The sequence below is a fragment of the Bdellovibrio sp. 22V genome (assembly GCF_030169785.1).
In the GTDB taxonomy this organism is placed as follows: domain Bacteria; phylum Bdellovibrionota; class Bdellovibrionia; order Bdellovibrionales; family Bdellovibrionaceae; genus Bdellovibrio.
The window spans coordinates 146,773-164,469 of the sequence record NZ_CP125854.1 but is presented as its reverse complement, the minus strand read 5'-3'; the positions used below and the strand labels follow the sequence as shown (position 1 = coordinate 164,469).

Sequence of the window (17,697 nt, the reverse complement as noted above, 5' to 3'; positions counted from 1 at the left end):
CAAAGACAGAAACCGTGGCATTCGCGGCATAGCAGGCTTCGAAGGTTAATAAGAGGGCGACAAAGACTGTGAGTAACTGAACAAACTTTTCCATGAGTTGAGAATAAGAAGGCCTGACAAAGTTCTCCACTCGGATTTGCCGAACTTCACGACCATCTTCAAGAATCTTACGGAATTTAAATAGAAAGCAGGCCTAAGGGCACCCTTCGGGGCCATAGACTTTTACGCAGATCAAGCGCGTCTCTTCGCCATCGGGCAGGCGGTCGTATTTTTCCCGGAAATTCGCAATAACTGTGTCGAACAGGACATCCTCTTTGCTCTCAGTTTCAGAGCGGGATTCCAAAGATTCATTAAGACGTTTCATCATCTCATCGAATGCCTGAGCACTTTCTTCTTCACTTTGACCATCAAGCTTCGCGCGTGTTTGTTCGTACACAATATACATCAAAACGCCCAATGCCACACGTGTGTAATAACGGCTGAACAGGTCATAACCGCGATTAGCTTCCAATTTCAAACGGTACCGCTGCAGGATTTCTTGGCCCTCAACCGAGTCTTTGCCTTTTAAGAGCAATGTGTTGAGATCCGCCTCTTTGACCGCAAATTTCATTTCCGGCAACAAAACCGGCGGGGCTCCCTTGGCCATGGCAAAAATAGACCACACGGCGCTAATGCCATTAAAAGTGCGGCTGCGATTGAGAAAAACAAGTTTGGTGTAAAGACGGGATTTGTCGACAAGCAAGCCGTTGTCTTCAAAGTATTTAAGAATACCTTGCTTCGCGACTTGTTCGCTGATTTTTCTTTCCAGAACCAAGGCGGCCCTTTTTTCTGAGTTCAGTTTCCAGTAGGCCGAAACTTTATGGGCTTTACCTTCTTTTTTATTAAAGACACGTTCGATCAGAAGGTCCAAATCTTTCGATGAAAGCCCTTTCACCTTTCCACGTTTAGTAATGGCTTTACCCAAAGCCGCTTCAAGCACGGCTTCATGGTACGGACTGGTTTCGAAAACGCTCTCGCACTTCTCAGCAGCCTGAGAAATCGAGGCGACAAGCACCGCCGCCATTAATGATAGTAGGAAAGAGGAGATGATCAAACGCACAAGCTCTCCTGATTATTTCAAAAATTCTGCGTTTTGTTTTTCTAACGTTTGTTTCAGCTCCGCCATTTTTTCCTGAAGAGCAGGAAGCTTGTCTTCGTCAATGCGAACTAAAAGATATCTGTAACCGGCATTTCCCAGGAAGTTGATAGTTGCACCCGTACCGACAAGAAAAGCCCCAGTGGAGAACAGCAAGTTCATATGATCGGCTATTTCACTGCGGCCTACTTTTCCTTGAAAATAGAAAGTCGCAATTCCTGTCGCCAATGCCGTGCCGCCGGCGATATAAAGGTTTACTTTCATGCGCTCACGGTTTTCGCCGAGATTGCTTTGAATTTCATTGATCTGAAGCTCCAGCTTTGTGATTTCAGCAATGAGCTCTTGGTTCTCTTTAAGTTTTTGTTGGATGGTTTCTTCCGCTTGGGGGCGGCTCTCCATGAGCAATCGGTCGATTTCAAGAGAAGTCGCCGCAAAACTGTTCACGGGAACGACATGAAGACAAATTAGGGCAGCACTGATCGCTCTTTTAAGCATGGTAGCTCCTTATATTCATTTAAATCGAATTCGGAGCTTCAAGGAGCAAAACAAAAGCCAACCGAAAGCGGTTGGCCGGGATTAACAGACTATTTTTTGTCTTCTTCTTCGATGGACGTTCTGAGCAGGGTTTTAACGTGGTTCTTGCGGGCCGAGCCGCCCAGCATGGATTTCAACTGATTATGAACGGAAGGGTCGTTAATAAGCGCCCCCAGTGAGCCTTGCCCCTTATCGATCTTTGTTAAGATAGAGTCGAGACGATCGATAGATTGTCCTAGTTTTTCTCCGGTATTTTGCGCTGTCACCTGTGACATCATTTGGCGCATGTCTTTGCTTGTCGTTGAAAAGTTCATAGCGGCGGAATCCAAGTTGCTCATCACACGACCCAGGCGATTTTCAGCGTTCAGAGTTTTCGTGATCGCATGAAGCTCATTGATAATATCAAAGACTTTATTAGCTTCGTTGCCTCTTTCCGTTAACACGCCAAGGATATCAGTCGCTTTGGCAACATCAAGAATGTCGCCTTCTTGCACAACTTTACCTTTAGGGTCTGAGGGAATGATAAAGACGTACTTGTCTCCCAAAGCCCCTTGGGTGCGGATTTCCACTTGCGATCCTTGACGGATACGTTGGATGTAATCTTCATTGATGCGCATTTTTACGTCGAGCGCGTTGGCCTCTGGTAAAAACGTGATGCTTTCAACGTTACCTACGGTGACACCGGAAAGCGACACCACACTCCCCGCGGAAAGACCTTGCACTTGATCAAAGTGCGCGTGAATTCTGACGTAAGAAGTGAAAAGAGCTTTGTCCGCTCCTAAAAAGAAAATCGAACCGAGAATAAAGATCGTCCCGATCGCTAGGAAAATTCCGACTTTCAGTTGAGTGCTTGTTTGTGATTCCATTAGGCACTTTCTCCGTTGATAAACTCGCTCATGGCGCCTGGAGGCTCTTGTTTTAACTTTTCAATTGTATACTGCTCGCCGATACGACCGTGTTGCAGAAGTGCGACTTTGTCGCAAACGGCATAGACCGTGGGCATATCGTGCGTAACCAAAATGGAGGTCACGCCCTTTGCTTTCAAGGCCAAGATAGATTCTTGGATTCTTTTTGTGTTGTAAGGATCCAGCCCTGCCGTCGGCTCATCATACAGCACGACTTCAGGATGCATCATCATCGCTCGAGCCAAACCCACACGCTTTTGCATCCCGCCGGAAAGATTTCCCGGAAGAAGATTTTCTGAATTTTCCAATCCAAACTCTTGCAGCTGTTCGCGAATTTTCCGCGCCACTTCATTTTCTGTAAAATTAAAATGTTCGCGTAAGGGATAGGCAAGATTTTCGTAGACCGACATCGAGTCAAATAAAGCGCCGCCCTGAAACGCGTAAGCCACTTTTTTGCGAATTTCGACAAGCTCAGATTCGCGCAGCGGTGAAATATCCACGCCATCAATCAAGATTTGCCCGCGATCCGGTTTCTCCAAACCGACAAGGCTGCGTAAAAGAACGCTCTTTCCTGTCCCGGATCCACCGATCAATCCCAGACACTCGCCTTTGCGAACGTAAAAGCTCACACCTTCGTGCACCTTTTTGGTGCCGAATGATTTGTGGAAATCAACAACTTCGATAAAACCGCGGCGTTGCTCGTTCATATCATCTTCTCGAAGATCCAAAAGAGTTTCGACAAAAAGAAGTCGCCGACCAGAATAAGAATGGAGGAAACCACAACGGCTTTCGTTGTTGCGATACCGACCTCTTTTGTTCCAGCTTTGACGTTCAAACCAAAATAACAGGCCGAGATGGAGATAAAGATCGCAAAGAAAAATGTTTTTCCAAAACCGGAAAGGTAGTCTTCAATCGTCGACGTGGTGAGCACTTTTAAAAGATAAAAGTTCGGATCGAGGTTTAGCTCGACAGCACCGACAATCAAGCCGCCGGCATTGCCTACGATATTGGCCATTGACACCAGAATCGGAAGAGCAATCAAACAAGCAAGCACGCGCGGAATGACGATTTTCTTAATCGGCGAGGTGCCGAGCGCGCGGATGGCATCAACCTGCTGAGTGACCACCATACTGCCGATCTCACTCGCAATACCGGCGCCCACGCGGGCCGCCAGCATAAGACTTGTGAACACGGGACCCATTTCGCGCAGAATCGTCACGGCAAGAAGTTTTGGCACATAGAGTTTTCCGCCGAACTTTTCAAGACCCAGGCCAAACTGTAACGACATCACCATGCCGATACTGACAGACGTGATGATGATCAAAGGCATAGAACGCATGCCAATCTGATAGATTTGTTCGATAAGAAGTTTCCAATAAAAGCGGCCCTTAAAAAGTTCGCGAAGCACGTCGCGAAACAATATGCCCACGCCTCCCAAAAAGTGGAGGATTTCAAGCACGAGTTTAGTGAAGGGTTGCGCGATATTATTCATCAAGGCGCCTTAAAACTCTGTTTGAATTTTTCAAAGACGTCTTCTTCGACGGAAAACTGTTTGGCGACTCCACCGTAACTTAAAGTGTAGTTACAGCCGTTTTTCTTAAAAACCAAAAGGGCCATCTGCACAGAGACGCCGTCGATTTGGCCTTGGGCGGTGCTTTGGCGTGCGGCCCGACCATTAAACATTGTTTCATCGGACTGAAGAACTTTGACTTTGTTGATCGCCCCTAAAGAGTCCACTTCCAGTTGTTCCAAACTTGGATCCGCTCCGCCGCCGCATTCAGAAAGAAACGAGATCGTGTTGCCGGTTTTGCCGCTCAACCAAGCTTTGTCGGAGCTGTCAGCTTTGATTTCTTGAAAAGGGGATGGGGGAGCCGTGAACGTGACATCCTTGGCAGACGTGACTTTCCCGCCCGGCAGCTTAACCGATACGCAACTTCCAAGAAGAAGACTCATGATGCAAACAATGAAGTGGTTTCTCATAGCACCTATCTATCGGAATCTTCTGAGGGAAAATTCAGTCCCGCCGTTGCAAACAGGACCAAGGTCTCTGTCATGAGTTTGTCGGCCCCGACAAAAATTCTATGAAACTTTTTGCCCATCTTGAACATATTTGCCAATAGACCTTCGAAAGGCATGGCACCGTATGTGCAACAGCACAAAGCAGGGAAAAGAGGGTTCAAGGAGTGAACACTTTACGATTTGTGTTGATGGCAGGATGCCTGATCTTAGGTCTAGCTGAAGCTCGAGCTAATAAAGTCAATGGCGTGATCAATTTCCAAGGCGACACTGTTCATTTGGAATTGATGGGCCAGCAGAATTGGGATTACGACGTTAAACGTGTGGAACGTAAAGGCCAGACCATTGTCGAGATGACGGTTCCGGCGATGGACGATGCGACGATTCAATCTCTTGCCTCTTTCAAAAGTGATTTCATTCAAGGTGTTTCCGTGGATCGTAAAGGTCCCGATGGCAAACATATTATTCTATTCACGCTTTCCGGTGATGACGTGGATACGTTTGATTATCTTACGGATCAGCCTTCGCGTTTGATTGTGGATTTCTATCTAAATCCCAACCTCAAACCTAAAAAAGAAAACAAAACAGTCGCGCAAAAAGAAGAAACTAAAAAAACAGAGGCAACAGCTAAGCCGGCAAAAACAGCTGCAAAAGTTAAAACTGATAAAGCCAGAAAGCCGGCAACGGCAGACGCTTTGACGATTGCGAATCAAGGTGTCTCTGTCGCGGCAAATGATACGGTGAAATCCGGTATCTTTGATGGCGGCGATCCTGACTATGATCGTTTCTCTATTAAAGATTATGAAATCAAAGAAGAGGCGATGATTCGCGCCAAAGACAACTATTATATCCCGTTTCCAATGTTGGAAACGCCGGTGTCGTACTGGGAGAAGTTGAAAGTCACACCGACAATTTATCAGATTTCTCCGCAACAAAGTGATGAAAACAAACAAGCGCGTCTTTTGCTGACTTTGTTTGAGAAACAAAGATACGGCGTATTTTTAAAAACACGTGAGTGGTTCCAAGATAAATATCCTCAATCTCAATACAACGAAGTCGTGGATTTTATGACCGCTGATGTTCACCTTGCTTTGTGGCAGGATGAAGGCAAGCCTTCGCATTACGACGAGGCTTTGCAGAAATATAAAGAAGCGATTCAGAAATATCCGAAGTCTCCTTTGGCGGAAAGAACGTCTTTGAAAATTGGCTATCTTTCATTGGAAAGAGGCGATTACTTAGGTGCTCTTCGTCTTTTTAAAGAGCACATCGACAACAAAAACTTCGGCGAGAACGCGTCGTTATCAAAAGACCTGGCTCGTTTGGGAATGGGCTTGGCTTACATGAAATTGAATAAATGGCAGGATGCCGTTGCACAATTTGATGAGGTCGAAAAAACATCGACGAACCGTGATCTTAAAGTCGAAGGGGCTTTCCGTCGCGGTGACGTATGGGTGCGCGCGAAAAACTACAAAAAAGCCGTCGAAGATTATCAAACGGCTTTGAAGAAATATCCCGAAGGACAAAACTCTTATCCGAACGCCTATTACAATCAGGCGGAGTCTTTGTTTTGGATGAATAAATACAACCAGAGCTTGGATGTATATCGTGACTTCGTAAAAAAATTCCCAAGCAACGATCATGCGCCGTTTGCGATGACTCGTATGGGCGAGCTTTTGGAAATCTTCGGCGCGGATAAATCCCGCGTGATGGGCTCCTACCTTGAAACATATTTCCGCTATGGTGAAAGTCCAAGTGCGGTGATTGCACGTTTGCGCCTGTTGAGCGCGCGCATGAAAGGCATGAAGCCGAAAGAAGTGAACAATGCTGTCGGTGAAATTATGTCTTTGGCAAAAAAAATCGACTTGCCGAATATCGAGCAGTTCGCGACTGTCATGGTGGCGGATGGATATTCTTCTCGCGGCGAACAACAAAAGGCGATCGATCTTCTTTCAAAGTATTATAAAGAGCATCCGACTTCAGTGGACGTGCCATTGATTTCTAATCGCATCGTTTCAAATATCAACGATAAGTTGCAAACGGAAGTGGATAGCGGAAATTTCATCAGAGCTTTGAAAACTCACAGTCAGTACGCCGACACATGGTTGAAAAACTCGAAGCGTCTGGATACGAAGTACAACGTAGGCCGCGCTTTTGAAATGGGGGGCGCTCCCAATGAGGCGGAAAAATATTATAAAGATGTTTTGAACCGCGTTTACGCAATTCGCGGAACTCCGGAAGCGCGTGAAATTCAAGTGAAAGAGGAAATTCCCTCTGAAGACGAATTGAATCTGCGTTTGGCGGCCGTCTTCACGCAAGAACACAAGTACAATCAAGCTTACGAAAATCTTAAGAACATCAAAACGCCGGAAAAGCTTTCTGAAGATGCACAAATTGAGCGAGTGAATATCGCAGTTCGTCTTTTGGAAAAACGCGGCGACAATGAATCGGCGATTCGTTATCTCGGTGAACTTTTGCGCACGTGGAAGGGACAGCCAGAGCTTGTGGCGGAACCTTATCTAAAATTGGCCGAATTGCAGCTTAAGCAAGAGCGTCCGACGGAAGCATTGCAAGCATTGGAAATGATCGACAAACAACAAAAAGATTCAAAGAAAGTCGCTCCGGTTATTCACGCGAAAGCTTTGGAAATGATGGGCGATATTTACATGCAAAAAGGTCAAGTGGACCAGGCGATTACTTCTTACGATTCTCTTTTGGAAACGTATGAAGAAAGCCGTCCGCTTTCTTCAATTCGCTATAAGTTAGGACAAATTTACTTCAAACGCGGCGAGATTCAAAAGGCTGCGGAAGTATGGAACGACTTTAAAGGTGAAAAAAGCGCATTCTGGAAAAATTTGGCTCAAGAGCAGTTGAAGAATTCGGAATGGCGAGACGGTTACAAAAAATATATCAAAAGAATTCCAGCAATGTCTGAGAACGAGCAAGGCAAATAGGGGATTTGATGTCGTACTTTGATTTTGATGCTTTACACATTGAAGACAGAAAAATGTATGAAGTGAAGCAATTGAGTTTGCAATTGGCGGGCACGCAGGCCAGCCTTTTGATTCTCGGTGAAGCCGGTGTTGGAAAAACCAGCTTGGCTCGCTACATTTACACAAAAAGCCGTTCGCCGCGTTTGTACTGCTTGGATTGTAAAAATGCCGGCGGTTTTGATTTTTCAAAAATCGACGGTGGCACTCTTTTGATTGAAGATTTGGATTGCGCTAATCCTGCTTTGCAAAATGAATTGATGAAGTTGGTTGAAAGAACCAATGGTTCACGTCCACGCTTCATTTCCACATCGCGCCGTGATTTGCGCAGCCTGGTGAAGCAAGAACAATTCCGTCAGGATTTGTTCTATAAGCTTGCGGTGGTTCATTTGGAAATTCCGCGTTTGGAAGACCGTGGCTCTGATTTTCAGAATATCGTGAATTTTCTTCTGGAAGTTTCCCAAATCATGTATGGCAAATCGGGCCTTCGTTTAACTGCGGAAGCATACGGTCGTTTGAACTCCTGGAACTGGCCTGGAAACATCCGTGAACTCGAAAACGTGCTTGAGCGTGCCGTGGTTCTTGCAAAAAGTTCACTCATTGGACCTGAATCTATTCAATTTGAAGCTGTGAATGATGAAATGGCGGCTGATTTTGCTCCGGGCATGTCCCTTTCCGAGGTGGAAAAGCGTCTTATTTTACAGACCTTAGAGCTTACGGCACAAAACCGGACTCGGGCAGCACAGATGTTAGGTATTAGCATTAGAACATTGAGAAACAAACTCAACGAATACAAGGAGGCAGGTGTTTTATGAGCAGCGGGCTTTTTGATAAAACAACCAACGCTCTCGCGACGTCACTCGCGATGAGACAACTCCGACATAATGTCACGTCATCCAACATCGCCAATGCCGAGACTCCGGGGTACCACGCTAAGAAAATGGACTTCGAGGGCGCTTTGCAAAGAGCATTGGATTTGGATGGCGGTAACTCGCTCAGCACAAGCAATCCAGAGCACTTCGCTGTCGGCGGAACTTCGGTGACGAAAACACGTCCCGATATCTACGAAGATCCCGAAGGCGCTGTGAACAACGACGGCAATACGGTGGACGTGGAAAAAGAAATGTCTGCGCTTTCTGAAAATGCCGTGATGTACAAAGCGGCTTTGCAATTGATCAATAAAAAGATGGCGGCGTTAAAATACGCTGCGACTGAAGGGCGCTAATCATGGCTGATTTTTTGACGGGCATGAGAATTAGCAGCAGTGGTATGGCGGCGCAAAGAATGCGCATGAACACCATTGCCAGCAATATCGCGAACATTAATACCACGCAAACGCCTGAAGGTGGGCCGTACCGCCGTAAGGACGTGGTTTTCGAAGCGATGCCTGATGCAAAGAATTTCGGTGAGATCATTACTTCGACGGATCCTCACGGCAGTTTTCAACGGGTCCAGGTCACCGACATTCTTTCCGATCGCAAAGCTCCGCTTTTGAAGTACGAGCCTGATCATCCCGATGCGAATGCTGACGGTTACGTGGCGTACCCTAATATCAACCTTATGGAAGAGATGACCAATATGATACAGGCATCGCGTTCTTATGAGGCAAACGTGACGGCGCTTCAGGCGTCAAAAGATATGGCTTTAAGCGCCTTAGAGATCGGCCGGTAGAGGAGTTATTTACCTAGACCGGGGCAAATTTTAGGGACTTTTTAGGATTAGTTATAATACAATTTTTAGTAAGGAGAAGGTGAAGCCATGGAGGGTTTTACTGTATCAAATGCAAACAGATTTCTTGACACTGGACTCGTCCGCGATTCCAAGTCGTTAAGCATCGAAGGCCCCTCATCCGCAAGTTCGACAGCAGGTACTGGTAAGAGCTTCGCCGACACTCTGAAAGACGCCGTAAGCAGCGTGAACGAGATGCAAAAAGCTTCAGACAAAGCAATGCAGAATCTCGCGACTGGTAAAACGGACAACGTTGCAGACGTTATGATCGCTGCTGAGAAAGCAGACATCGCCCTCAAGGTGATGGTGCAAGTACGTAACAAGATTATTGATGCGTACCAAGAAGTCATGAAAATGCAGGTTTAATTTAGGCAAGTGTAGTTTTTAGGCCGGAGGGGTTGCCTTGAATAAGATTTTCGGTGGATTGGTTGTCCAATTTCGTGAGTTCTTCAAAAACTTGGGTCCAACCAAGCGTCTTTCAGTCATTGCGGTTTCAGTCATCGCGCTTGTGGCTATTCTCACAATGCTTTTCATGGCTTCCGGTAAGGACTATGTTCCACTTTTCACAAATATTCCTACGGAACAAGTTTCTACAATCGTAGCGAAATTGAATGAAAAGAATATTCCATTCCAGTTACGTGACGACGGTAAAACCGTCGCTATTCCCAAAGAGCTTTTACATTCAACGCAAATGACGTTGATGTCAGAAATTGGCTCTCCGAAAATGGGTTCCGTCGGTCTTGAAATGTTTGAAAAACAAGACTTCGGAATGAATTCTTACGCGCAAAAAATCAACTACCAAAGGGCTTTGCAGGGCGAGTTGATGAGAGCGATCAACACTTTGACGGCGGTGAAGCAGTCGAAAGTGATCTTGGCTCTTCCAAACAAAAAAACATTCCTTGAAGAAGGTGGCCAAGCGTCCGCTTCGGTTGTCGTTGAACTTCATCAAGGTAAAGAACTCGCTCCAGAGCAGGTTCGTGGTATCCGTTACCTCGTCGCGAACGCTGTCGAGGGTATGGACGCGGATAAAGTGACGGTTCTTGATGAGCGTGGAAAAGTTCTGACTCGCACGGAAAACGGTGCGACAGGCGGTTCCAACGAACTTCTTGATCTGAAAGCGAAGATCGAAGGCGATCTTGAAAATCGTATTGAAGATATTCTTTCCAAGGTGGTCGGCCACGCTAAAGTGGTTGCGAAAGTCGACGCGACCTTGAATCACCGTGTGATTTCATCTGTGGAAGAGTCTGTGGATCCGGATAAAACGGCGATCCGTTCGCAACAATCCGAAGAGGAATCTTTGGATGGTTCCCGTACAAATCCGGCGGGGGTTCCCGGTTCACGTTCCAATCTTCCGGGTGCGGAGGATCAGGGAACAGTCGGTTTTAGACAAGACGTTAAAAAAGAAATTAAAACGACAAACTACGAAGTTCCAAAAACAGTTCGTAATATCCGTGAAGCTGCCGGCGGTTTAGAGCGCGTGAGCGTAGCCGTCGTGGTTGACGGTATTGCGGTAACGACGACAAAGCCTGACGGAACAACGGAAACAAAGTACCAACCGCGCAGTGCTGAAGATCTTAAAAAGTACGAAGACCTGGTGAAAAATGCGATTGGCTTTAACTCTGCTCGTGGAGACAGCGTTAGAATTGAAAGCATGCAATTCCAACCGGAAGACTTCTCTGAAGCTGAGAAAATCTTGACGACGCTTGAGCGTAAGAAGTTGATCCACGCTTTGTTCAAGTGGGCGCTTCTAGGTTTCAGCTTGGCTTTATTCTTCTTCATCGTCGTTCGTCCATTCATGCAATGGATCACCGACAGTTTCCAAGATTCGGTGGAGGAAATGTTGCCTCGTACAATTGAGGAACTCGAAGAATTACAATCAGTGGATAATACACTTCCTGGAATGTCGACGGCTCTTCCTGTCTTGCAGGAATCTATCGATCCGGAAAAAGCAGAAAGCGAACTTCTCAAAGACCGTATCATGGCGACCATGTCACGAGACGAAGAGAAAGCCGCCAATGCGTTTGGTATGTGGCTAGTTAGGAAGGATGGCTAATGAAACTTCATAAGGCCGATAATATTGAGTACGAAAATCTAAAAGGTTTTGATAAGGCCGCAATCCTTATCAACTATTTGGGTCGTGATGCGGTGAAAGTCCTTCTGCGCCGTATGGATGACGCTGACATTCGCAAGCTGATCAATCAGATGAGCAAGCTGCGTGTCGTTCCTGTGCACGTGACAAAGCGTGTGTTGGAAGAATTCTATGAAATGATCTCTGAAACGGAAGATTATATCTTCTCGGAAAGTATTTCTGCTAAAGACACTATTGTCGACGCTTTGGGAGAAGAAAGAGCGCGTGGCATCCTCGGGGGTTTGAATATCACTTCCGGTGGTTCCCGTTCTTTGGAATCTCTTGAAATGGTTGACGCGAAGTCATTGGCGACGTTCCTAGTGAACGAACATCCGCAGACAGTGGCGGTGATTTTGGCTCACTTGGAGCCAGAGAAAAAAGGCGAGGTTTTGAAACGTCTTCCGGAAGCCCTTCAAGCAGAAGTGGTTTTGCGTATGGCGAACCTCGAGCACGTCGATCCAGAGCTTATTGCCGAGATCGACCGCGTTCTTAAAAATCAATTGTCCAACACGGCGACGGTGGAACAAGCGGCTTTGGGCGGCGTTCAACCGGTGGCGGAAATGCTCAACGTTATGGACAAAAACACAGAGACGGCGATTATGTCCCGCCTCGAAGAAAAAGACCCACTCTTGGCAGAAGAGATCCGCAAACTTATGTTCGTCTTCGACGATATCGTCAAGATCGACGATCGCGGTATTCAGGCTCTTCTCAAGGAAGTTCCAAACGAAAAACTTCTTTTGGCTCTCAAAACAGCCAGCGAAGACATTCGCAACAAGATCCTCAAGAACATCTCTGCTCGTGCGGCGGAAATGTTACGCGAAGACTTGTCGAACATGGGACCGTCTCGTTTGTCCGACGTCGAATCGGCACAACAAGAGATCGTCAACGTCGCTCGCCGCCTAGAGGCGGAAGGAAAGATTTTGATCGCAAGAGGTGGTTCGGAAGATGCAATGGTCTAATCGTGTTTCCAAATCCGTTCTTCCCAAGGAAGTGGCTGAACAAACCGTTCTCGAGTTTGTTCCAGTCCGCTTTGACTTGGGAACTCCCGAGCAGGCCCTTAACTATCTAGCCGAAAAGAAAAAAGGTTCGGACTTCCGCATGAACGATGCCGTTCGTGTGCAGACCGGTATCGACCAGGTCGAAAAAGTCAGTGAAGAAGAAAAAGTCGAAGCGGCTGCTTTGGAAAAACTTAAGGAAATTCAAGAAGGCGCGTATCAAGAAGCCTATCAGTTAGGTCTTGAAGAAGGCCGTAAGAAAGCTTTCGAAAAAGTTTCCGCTGAAATTGCAGAGCGCATGGAATCTTTGGATACATTATTGAATGCGATTAAAGAAATGAAAAAAGAGATGGCCGCATTCAATGAGTCGCATTTGCTTCAGTTGATGTTCCAAATGGCGGCGCGTTTGGCGAAGACGGAATTGCAAGGCAATAACGAGGCAATGGTGCAAATTCTTCGCGACGCTGTGGCATTGTCTCAGGATGAAGAAAACATCACGGTGCATGTTTCTCAGGCGCAGTTTGAATTCCTTGAAGAGCTTAAGCGCGAAACCGGCCGTGAACTTGAATTCCTTAAAAAGATTCGCTTCGAACCCAGCGCGGAAGTTTCCGACGGTGGTTGTATTGTTGAAACGAATTATGGCGAAGTCGATGCGCGTATTGAACAGCGTATTGCTCAATTGTGGTCTGTTCTTGCCGAGAACATGCCAAAAGTAAAAGACAGGATTGCCGGTTAATGAGCGACCTTGAACTGAACCTGGATAAATACGCCGACGTTATTCATTCCATTCACTTGACTCGCGATAGTGGCAAAGTCACTGAAGTGAACGGGATGTTGATCAAGGGTTATCTTCCGGGTGCCAGTGTCGGCAGTATCGTGCAAATCATTCCTAACGGCATGGAAAAATCCTTCCTTGCTGAGGTTGTCGGTTTTAAAGACAAACACGTTTTGATGATGGCTCTCAACGATATGAGAGGCGTCGCTTTGGGTTCTAAAATCGTCTTGGCTCGCCAGATCGCAACTGTGCGTGCAGGCGAAGAACTCTTAGGCCGCGTTGTCGATGGTTTGGGCCGTCCTTTGGATGATAAAGGTGAAATCGAAAATTTCCGTGAAGTTCCTCTTTATAGTGAAGTCAGGAATCCGTTAGACCGTCGCCCTATTCGCGAACCTATTGATCTTGGCATTCGGGCCATCAATGGTGCATTAACCGCAGGCCTTGGCCAGCGTGTCGCTATTATGGCGGGTTCAGGCGTGGGTAAGTCCGTTCTTCTGGGGATGATGGCTCGTAACACAAGCGCCGACGTGAACGTCATTGCAATGATCGGTGAACGGGGACGTGAGGTCCGTGAGTTCATCGAGCATGACCTGGGTCCTCAAGGGATGGCTCGTTCGGTGGTTGTTTGTGTGACCAGCGATCAAAGTCCTCTTCTGCGAATGCGCGGCGCTTACGTCGCGACAGCCTTGGCGGAGTACTTCAGTTCGCAAGGTAAAAACGTTCTTTTGATGATGGACTCTGTTACTCGTTTTGCAATGGCGCAAAGAGAGATTGGTTTGAGTACCGGCGAACCACCTTCCCAAAAAGGTTATACGCCGAGTGTTTTTGCGACTCTGCCAAAGCTTTTGGAACGTGCCGGTTCTTTCGAAGGAGAAGGCAGTATCACGGGATTCTATACAACCCTTGTTGAAGGGGATGATATGAATGACCCGATCGGGGACTCTGTTCGTTCGATCGTGGATGGGCACATTGTGCTTAGTCGTGCTTTGGCACAAAAAGGTCATTTCCCGGCGATCGACATCGGGCAAAGCGCGAGCCGTGTGATGCGGGCTGTGGCCTCTTCAGAACACGTAAAGTTGGCGCAGAAGCTGCGTGAAACGTTGGCGGTTTATAAAGACGCCGAGGATCTTATCAATATCGGTGCTTACAAACCAGGATCGAATCCTAAGATTGATAAGGCTGTGAAAGTGATCGACTCCGTGAATGATTTCCTCAAACAACGGGTGGAAGATCCGACAAACTTCACGCAAACAATCCGTCAGTTGCAGCAGATTCTTGTGAATGCTTAAGGCGCCTTGCGCGCAGAGTGAAGGGCCGCAGGCCCGGAACTGGAGTGACTTCTAATGAAATTTAAATTTCCTCTTCAGAAAGTTCTTGAGCACCGCAAGATTAAAGAGAATCTTGCGCAAAAGGATTTTCAAGAGGTTGTTACGCAGCTGAATCAGGAAACCGAAGTGCTGGAGAAGATGCACGATCAGGTCACTCAGGCGCATTCGCAGGCGGGATCCTTCGCTTCCCAGGGTGGGGCCCAAGGTCCAGCTCTTTCACAAATCCATGAATTCTTAAAAGGACAGGAAATCCGCATCCAGCGGCAAAAGCAAAAAGTACAAGAAATCGAGAAATTGGTCGAGGCCAAGAGAGAGATTTTGCGACAAGCCGCACTCGAATATAAAATTATGGAGAAGATGCGGGAAAATAAGTTCGAGGAGTACAGACTCGAACGGCTTTCCAATGAACAAAAAGAAATGGATGAGCAGAGCATCCTGCGTTTTAAAGCGGTGAAGGAATCCTAAAAAATGAAAAGCGGATACGATCAGTTCTTCAAAAATGCACGTAAGGTCGCCGATCAATCAGGTGGAGTGAAGTTTCAGAAAAATCCTTCCTCTCCGCGTTTGCATTTGGATTTGGCCTCTGAAGATATTGAAGCGCAGATTCGCCGTCGCATGAAAATGGGTGCTCCTCGAAAAAAGAAAAAAGCCACGGTTCCTTGGAAAATGGTCGGCGTTTCTTTCATGGGGTTGCTTGTTGCCGTTTGGGGATTTCAGAATCACGAAGAAGTTGAACGTATGATCAAGCGTGTGGAAGTGCAATGGACGGGGGAAGCCATGGCGGAACCGTCAGCAGCTCCGGCGGCGAAAGCGGCGGCAGCGGCACCAGCAGAATCCGCGGAAGCAGCTCCTGCCGCGGCAATGAGCTCCGTGGAAATTGATCATTTACAAAAGCTCAACGATAGAAAAAAAGAACTGGATGCGCGCGAAGAAGAACTCAACCGTATGGAGAGTGAACTGCAAGTGCAGAAAGTGGAATTGGAAAAGCGTTTGAGCGAGCTCGAAGAAATGCGCGGTAAAATCTCGGGCATGCTTGAAGACCGTGTTAAGGCGGACGACCAGAAAGTCGATACCTTGGTACAGATGTACTCGAATATGAAGCCACCACAAGCGGCTAAAGTCTTTGAGACAATGGACGAGGATTTGGCGGTTGAAATACTTGGTCGTATGAAAAAGAAGAACGCTGCTGATATCATGAATTTATTAAAGCCAGAAAAAGCTCAGATCCTGTCTGAGATGTTTGCTGGATACAAAAGACGCTCGCCCGCGAGCGCGAAGTAAGAACTTTTTCCAAGGAAGGAGGAAGGTTTGTTACAAAGTATAGTCGGCCCTCCCATGGTGGGTGCGACCGAGTTGAAATCTCCGCCCGAGAGATCGGTGGAAAGGGATTTCAAAGGTTCCGGCTCCGAGTCTTCATTCGGAAAGGCCCTCGAAGAAAAGATTTCTTCAAAAGCGCCGAAAGAAATGAAAGACACGAAAGAGACGCCGCAACGAGAGATGAGGCAAAATGAAAAAGAAGAGCCTCAGAAATCGGAAGCGAAAAAGGAATCACCGGTTCAGCAGCAAGATGGGAAGATAAGTAAGAAGGCGACGGTTCGACAGAAGGCAATTCAAGAGTTCATGGACTCATTCGAGAGTGAATTCAAAATCCCCCCCACACGACTTGTGGAGGCGATGGCCCAGCTGGATGAAACCCAACTCGCACAATCTCCTGAAGTAACAGCGAATGCTGTGATTGCTCAATTGGGACTGGATGAAGAGCAAACGGACAAAGCGCAGGCAATGTACGTTTCGCTTCTTATGCAGTTGCAACAGGCGCAACCACAACAACCTAAAGCCGTTCCCGAAATGACTTTCGGTGGCGCAGGTGTATCGCTGCAACAAGTGCAACAGCGTATTGCGGCTGCTCAGCAGAAGCAAAACGGACTGGAAGCATCCGTGGATCGCGTGAATTCAAAATTCTGGATGAGACAAGAGCCCAAGGCAATGCCGACCGCAATGCCTGCTCTTGAATCTTCCTTGGCGCAAAGAATGATGATGGATGAAGGAGCCTTTGCTTCTCTTCCTCAAGAAGAAATGCCCATGGAAATTCCAGCTGATTTGATTCCACAAGAAGAAGAAGCGCAAGTTCCGGCTCAGCCACAAACTCCGATGAAAGAACTTCCTCCGCATTTGCAAGGGCAAATGAAAGAGGCGGCTTCTCCGGCATTGTTGGCGGCTTTAGCAGCGGCGCGAGCGCAGCAAAGTTCCGGTGCATCGGCTGAAGGCGAAGAGTCTGCGGAATTGATGCAGGAGTTCCAGCAAGCGGTGCAAAATCCGCGAATGGAGAAAGCTCCAATGCCGGATCAACAAGCTCCGGTAATGCAGGGAAAAGCGGCGCAAGACTTCTTCCAAAACGCTTCACAAGATCAATCCATGATGCAACAAAACTCGCAAGAGTTCATGCAACAGGGAACGGGCGCTGAAAAAGACGCGGCGAAGTCCAAACTTGTGACGAAGGGTGCGGAGTTTAAGCACAGTCTGAACGGTTTGGAAGCATTGCAAGCGGCTCCGATCAAAGGTGAATCTTTGAAGCTTGAGGGTTTGGTTCCAATGGCACCGGCGGCTCCGACAGCTCCTGTAAATCAGGGAGAGAATGATGCGGCCGTGAAGCAGTTGATGAATCAAGCACAGTACCTGATCAAAAAGGGTGGCGGAGAGATGAAAGTTCAAATGACCCCCGAGGGCATGGGAACGATTCACCTCAAAGTGATGCTTCAAGACGGTAAGGTGAACTTGCAGATGTCAGCAGATACTCAGGAAGCCAAGAAGACGATTGAGTCTAGTCTAGCTGAACTGAAAACCAGTCTTGCTGCTCACAAGCTCTCCATGGAAAATGTAAAGGTGGACGTTGTGAATTCGACTTCCACGGATACAGCGACGCAAAACCAGACCAACATGAACGGCAATCAAAACAGAGATCAAGCTCGTCAATTCTGGAACCAGTTTAACGAAAACTTTGGTTCACAGGGACGCAGAGAATCTTTGATGGATATGCCGAACCTGAAAGGTTATGGTGCGCGCAATCGTGATCCTCTTCAACCGATCGAGACAGCAAGTAAAGCTCGTCCTCGCAACGTTGAAGGCAAGGGCAACGGACTTAATCTGGTAGCTTAACGAAGGAGTA

18 protein-coding genes are annotated in these 17,697 nt (G+C 47.2%); 12 read left to right on the top strand and 6 right to left on the bottom strand.

All coding sequences use genetic code 11. The features are described from left to right. Positions 1-193: 193 nt before the first annotated feature. The 6 genes from QJS83_RS00820 to QJS83_RS00795 form a co-directional block, all read right to left on the bottom strand. Entirely contained in the window at positions 194-1,099 is a 906-nt protein-coding gene (locus QJS83_RS00820) for a hypothetical protein (protein WP_284606910.1), read from the bottom strand. Between the two features lie 12 nt (positions 1,100-1,111). Continuing rightward, complete coding sequence (locus QJS83_RS00815; RefSeq protein WP_284606909.1) at positions 1,112-1,630, bottom strand: hypothetical protein; 519 nt, start codon at positions 1,628-1,630, stop codon at positions 1,112-1,114. An 89-nt stretch (positions 1,631-1,719) separates the two neighbouring features. Further along, entirely contained in the window at positions 1,720-2,535 is an 816-nt protein-coding gene (locus tag QJS83_RS00810) for an MlaD family protein (RefSeq protein WP_284606908.1), read from the bottom strand. After that, positions 2,535-3,281, bottom strand: a complete 747-nt coding sequence (locus QJS83_RS00805) for an ABC transporter ATP-binding protein (protein ID WP_284606907.1) — start codon at positions 3,279-3,281, stop codon at positions 2,535-2,537. The genes QJS83_RS00810 and QJS83_RS00805 overlap by 1 nt, the downstream gene beginning before the upstream one ends. Then, positions 3,278-4,003 (bottom strand): MlaE family ABC transporter permease, encoded by a 726-nt coding sequence (locus QJS83_RS00800; RefSeq protein ID WP_284606906.1) that lies wholly within the window; start codon positions 4,001-4,003, stop codon positions 3,278-3,280. The genes QJS83_RS00805 and QJS83_RS00800 overlap by 4 nt, the downstream gene beginning before the upstream one ends. 62 nt (positions 4,004-4,065) lie before the next feature. Next, positions 4,066-4,527: a hypothetical protein gene (locus QJS83_RS00795; RefSeq protein WP_284606905.1), complete on the bottom strand. Its 462-nt coding sequence runs from the start codon at positions 4,525-4,527 to the stop codon at positions 4,066-4,068. Positions 4,528-4,757: 230 nt separating this feature from the next. Between QJS83_RS00795 and QJS83_RS00790 the strand changes: the two genes are divergently transcribed. The 12 genes from QJS83_RS00790 to QJS83_RS00735 all read left to right on the top strand — a co-directional run bounded on the left by QJS83_RS00790 (position 4,758) and on the right by QJS83_RS00735 (position 17,687). Further along, on the top strand, positions 4,758-7,541 hold the full coding sequence (locus QJS83_RS00790) for a tetratricopeptide repeat protein (protein WP_284606904.1): 2,784 nt from the start codon (positions 4,758-4,760) through the stop codon (positions 7,539-7,541). 8 nt (positions 7,542-7,549) lie between these two features. Next, positions 7,550-8,392, top strand: coding sequence for a sigma 54-interacting transcriptional regulator (locus QJS83_RS00785; protein ID WP_284606903.1), 843 nt, complete (start codon positions 7,550-7,552; stop codon positions 8,390-8,392). Then, entirely contained in the window at positions 8,389-8,802 is a 414-nt protein-coding gene (gene flgB / locus QJS83_RS00780; RefSeq protein ID WP_284606902.1) for a flagellar basal body rod protein FlgB, read from the top strand. Before QJS83_RS00785 ends, flgB begins: the two co-directional genes overlap by 4 nt. 2 nt (positions 8,803-8,804) lie before the next feature. Next, on the top strand, positions 8,805-9,248 hold the full coding sequence (gene flgC, locus QJS83_RS00775; RefSeq protein ID WP_284606901.1) for a flagellar basal body rod protein FlgC: 444 nt from the start codon (positions 8,805-8,807) through the stop codon (positions 9,246-9,248). Positions 9,249-9,335: 87 nt separating this feature from the next. Beyond that, positions 9,336-9,671 carry a flagellar hook-basal body complex protein FliE gene (gene fliE, locus QJS83_RS00770; RefSeq protein WP_284606900.1) on the top strand — a complete coding sequence of 112 codons (336 nt, stop codon included), beginning with the start codon at positions 9,336-9,338 and terminating at the stop codon, positions 9,669-9,671. Positions 9,672-9,708: 37 nt separating this feature from the next. Further along, the gene (gene fliF / locus QJS83_RS00765; protein WP_284606899.1) at positions 9,709-11,358 is read left to right on the top strand and encodes a flagellar basal-body MS-ring/collar protein FliF; all 1,650 of its coding nucleotides are present in this window, start codon (positions 9,709-9,711) and stop codon (positions 11,356-11,358) included. After that, entirely contained in the window at positions 11,358-12,392 is a 1,035-nt protein-coding gene (gene fliG / locus QJS83_RS00760) for a flagellar motor switch protein FliG (RefSeq protein WP_284606898.1), read from the top strand. Before fliF ends, fliG begins: the two co-directional genes overlap by 1 nt. Then, the gene (locus QJS83_RS00755; RefSeq protein WP_284606897.1) at positions 12,379-13,164 is read left to right on the top strand and encodes a FliH/SctL family protein; all 786 of its coding nucleotides are present in this window, start codon (positions 12,379-12,381) and stop codon (positions 13,162-13,164) included. Before fliG ends, QJS83_RS00755 begins: the two co-directional genes overlap by 14 nt. Continuing rightward, positions 13,164-14,492: a FliI/YscN family ATPase gene (locus tag QJS83_RS00750; RefSeq protein WP_284606896.1), complete on the top strand. Its 1,329-nt coding sequence runs from the start codon at positions 13,164-13,166 to the stop codon at positions 14,490-14,492. Before QJS83_RS00755 ends, QJS83_RS00750 begins: the two co-directional genes overlap by 1 nt. A gap of 54 nt (positions 14,493-14,546) precedes the next feature. After that, positions 14,547-14,996, top strand: a complete 450-nt coding sequence (fliJ, locus tag QJS83_RS00745; protein ID WP_284606895.1) for a flagellar export protein FliJ — start codon at positions 14,547-14,549, stop codon at positions 14,994-14,996. Positions 14,997-14,999: 3 nt separating this feature from the next. Next, positions 15,000-15,812 (top strand): magnesium transporter MgtE N-terminal domain-containing protein, encoded by an 813-nt coding sequence (locus tag QJS83_RS00740; RefSeq protein ID WP_284606894.1) that lies wholly within the window; start codon positions 15,000-15,002, stop codon positions 15,810-15,812. 27 nt (positions 15,813-15,839) lie between these two features. Next, positions 15,840-17,687, top strand: a complete 1,848-nt coding sequence (locus tag QJS83_RS00735) for a flagellar hook-length control protein FliK (RefSeq protein WP_284606893.1) — start codon at positions 15,840-15,842, stop codon at positions 17,685-17,687. The last annotated feature ends 10 nt before the right edge of the window (positions 17,688-17,697 follow it).

Bases quoted from the DNA above. Each gene is read 5' to 3' on its own strand.
- QJS83_RS00815 (WP_284606909.1), bottom strand. From the start codon at position 1,630: ATGCTTAAAAGAGCGATCAGTGCTGCCCTAATTTGTCTTCATGTCGTT.
- QJS83_RS00810 (WP_284606908.1), bottom strand. From the start codon at position 2,535: ATGGAATCACAAACAAGCACTCAACTGAAAGTCGGAATTTTCCTAGCG.
- QJS83_RS00805 (WP_284606907.1), bottom strand. From the start codon at position 3,281: ATGAACGAGCAACGCCGCGGTTTTATCGAAGTTGTTGATTTCCACAAA.
- QJS83_RS00795 (WP_284606905.1), bottom strand. From the start codon at position 4,527: ATGAGTCTTCTTCTTGGAAGTTGCGTATCGGTTAAGCTGCCGGGCGGG.
- QJS83_RS00785 (WP_284606903.1), top strand. From the start codon at position 7,550: ATGTCGTACTTTGATTTTGATGCTTTACACATTGAAGACAGAAAAATG.
- flgB (WP_284606902.1), top strand. From the start codon at position 8,389: ATGAGCAGCGGGCTTTTTGATAAAACAACCAACGCTCTCGCGACGTCA.
- flgC (WP_284606901.1), top strand. From the start codon at position 8,805: ATGGCTGATTTTTTGACGGGCATGAGAATTAGCAGCAGTGGTATGGCG.
- fliE (WP_284606900.1), top strand. From the start codon at position 9,336: ATGGAGGGTTTTACTGTATCAAATGCAAACAGATTTCTTGACACTGGA.
- fliG (WP_284606898.1), top strand. From the start codon at position 11,358: ATGAAACTTCATAAGGCCGATAATATTGAGTACGAAAATCTAAAAGGT.
- QJS83_RS00755 (WP_284606897.1), top strand. From the start codon at position 12,379: ATGCAATGGTCTAATCGTGTTTCCAAATCCGTTCTTCCCAAGGAAGTG.
- QJS83_RS00750 (WP_284606896.1), top strand. From the start codon at position 13,164: ATGAGCGACCTTGAACTGAACCTGGATAAATACGCCGACGTTATTCAT.
- fliJ (WP_284606895.1), top strand. From the start codon at position 14,547: ATGAAATTTAAATTTCCTCTTCAGAAAGTTCTTGAGCACCGCAAGATT.
- QJS83_RS00740 (WP_284606894.1), top strand. From the start codon at position 15,000: ATGAAAAGCGGATACGATCAGTTCTTCAAAAATGCACGTAAGGTCGCC.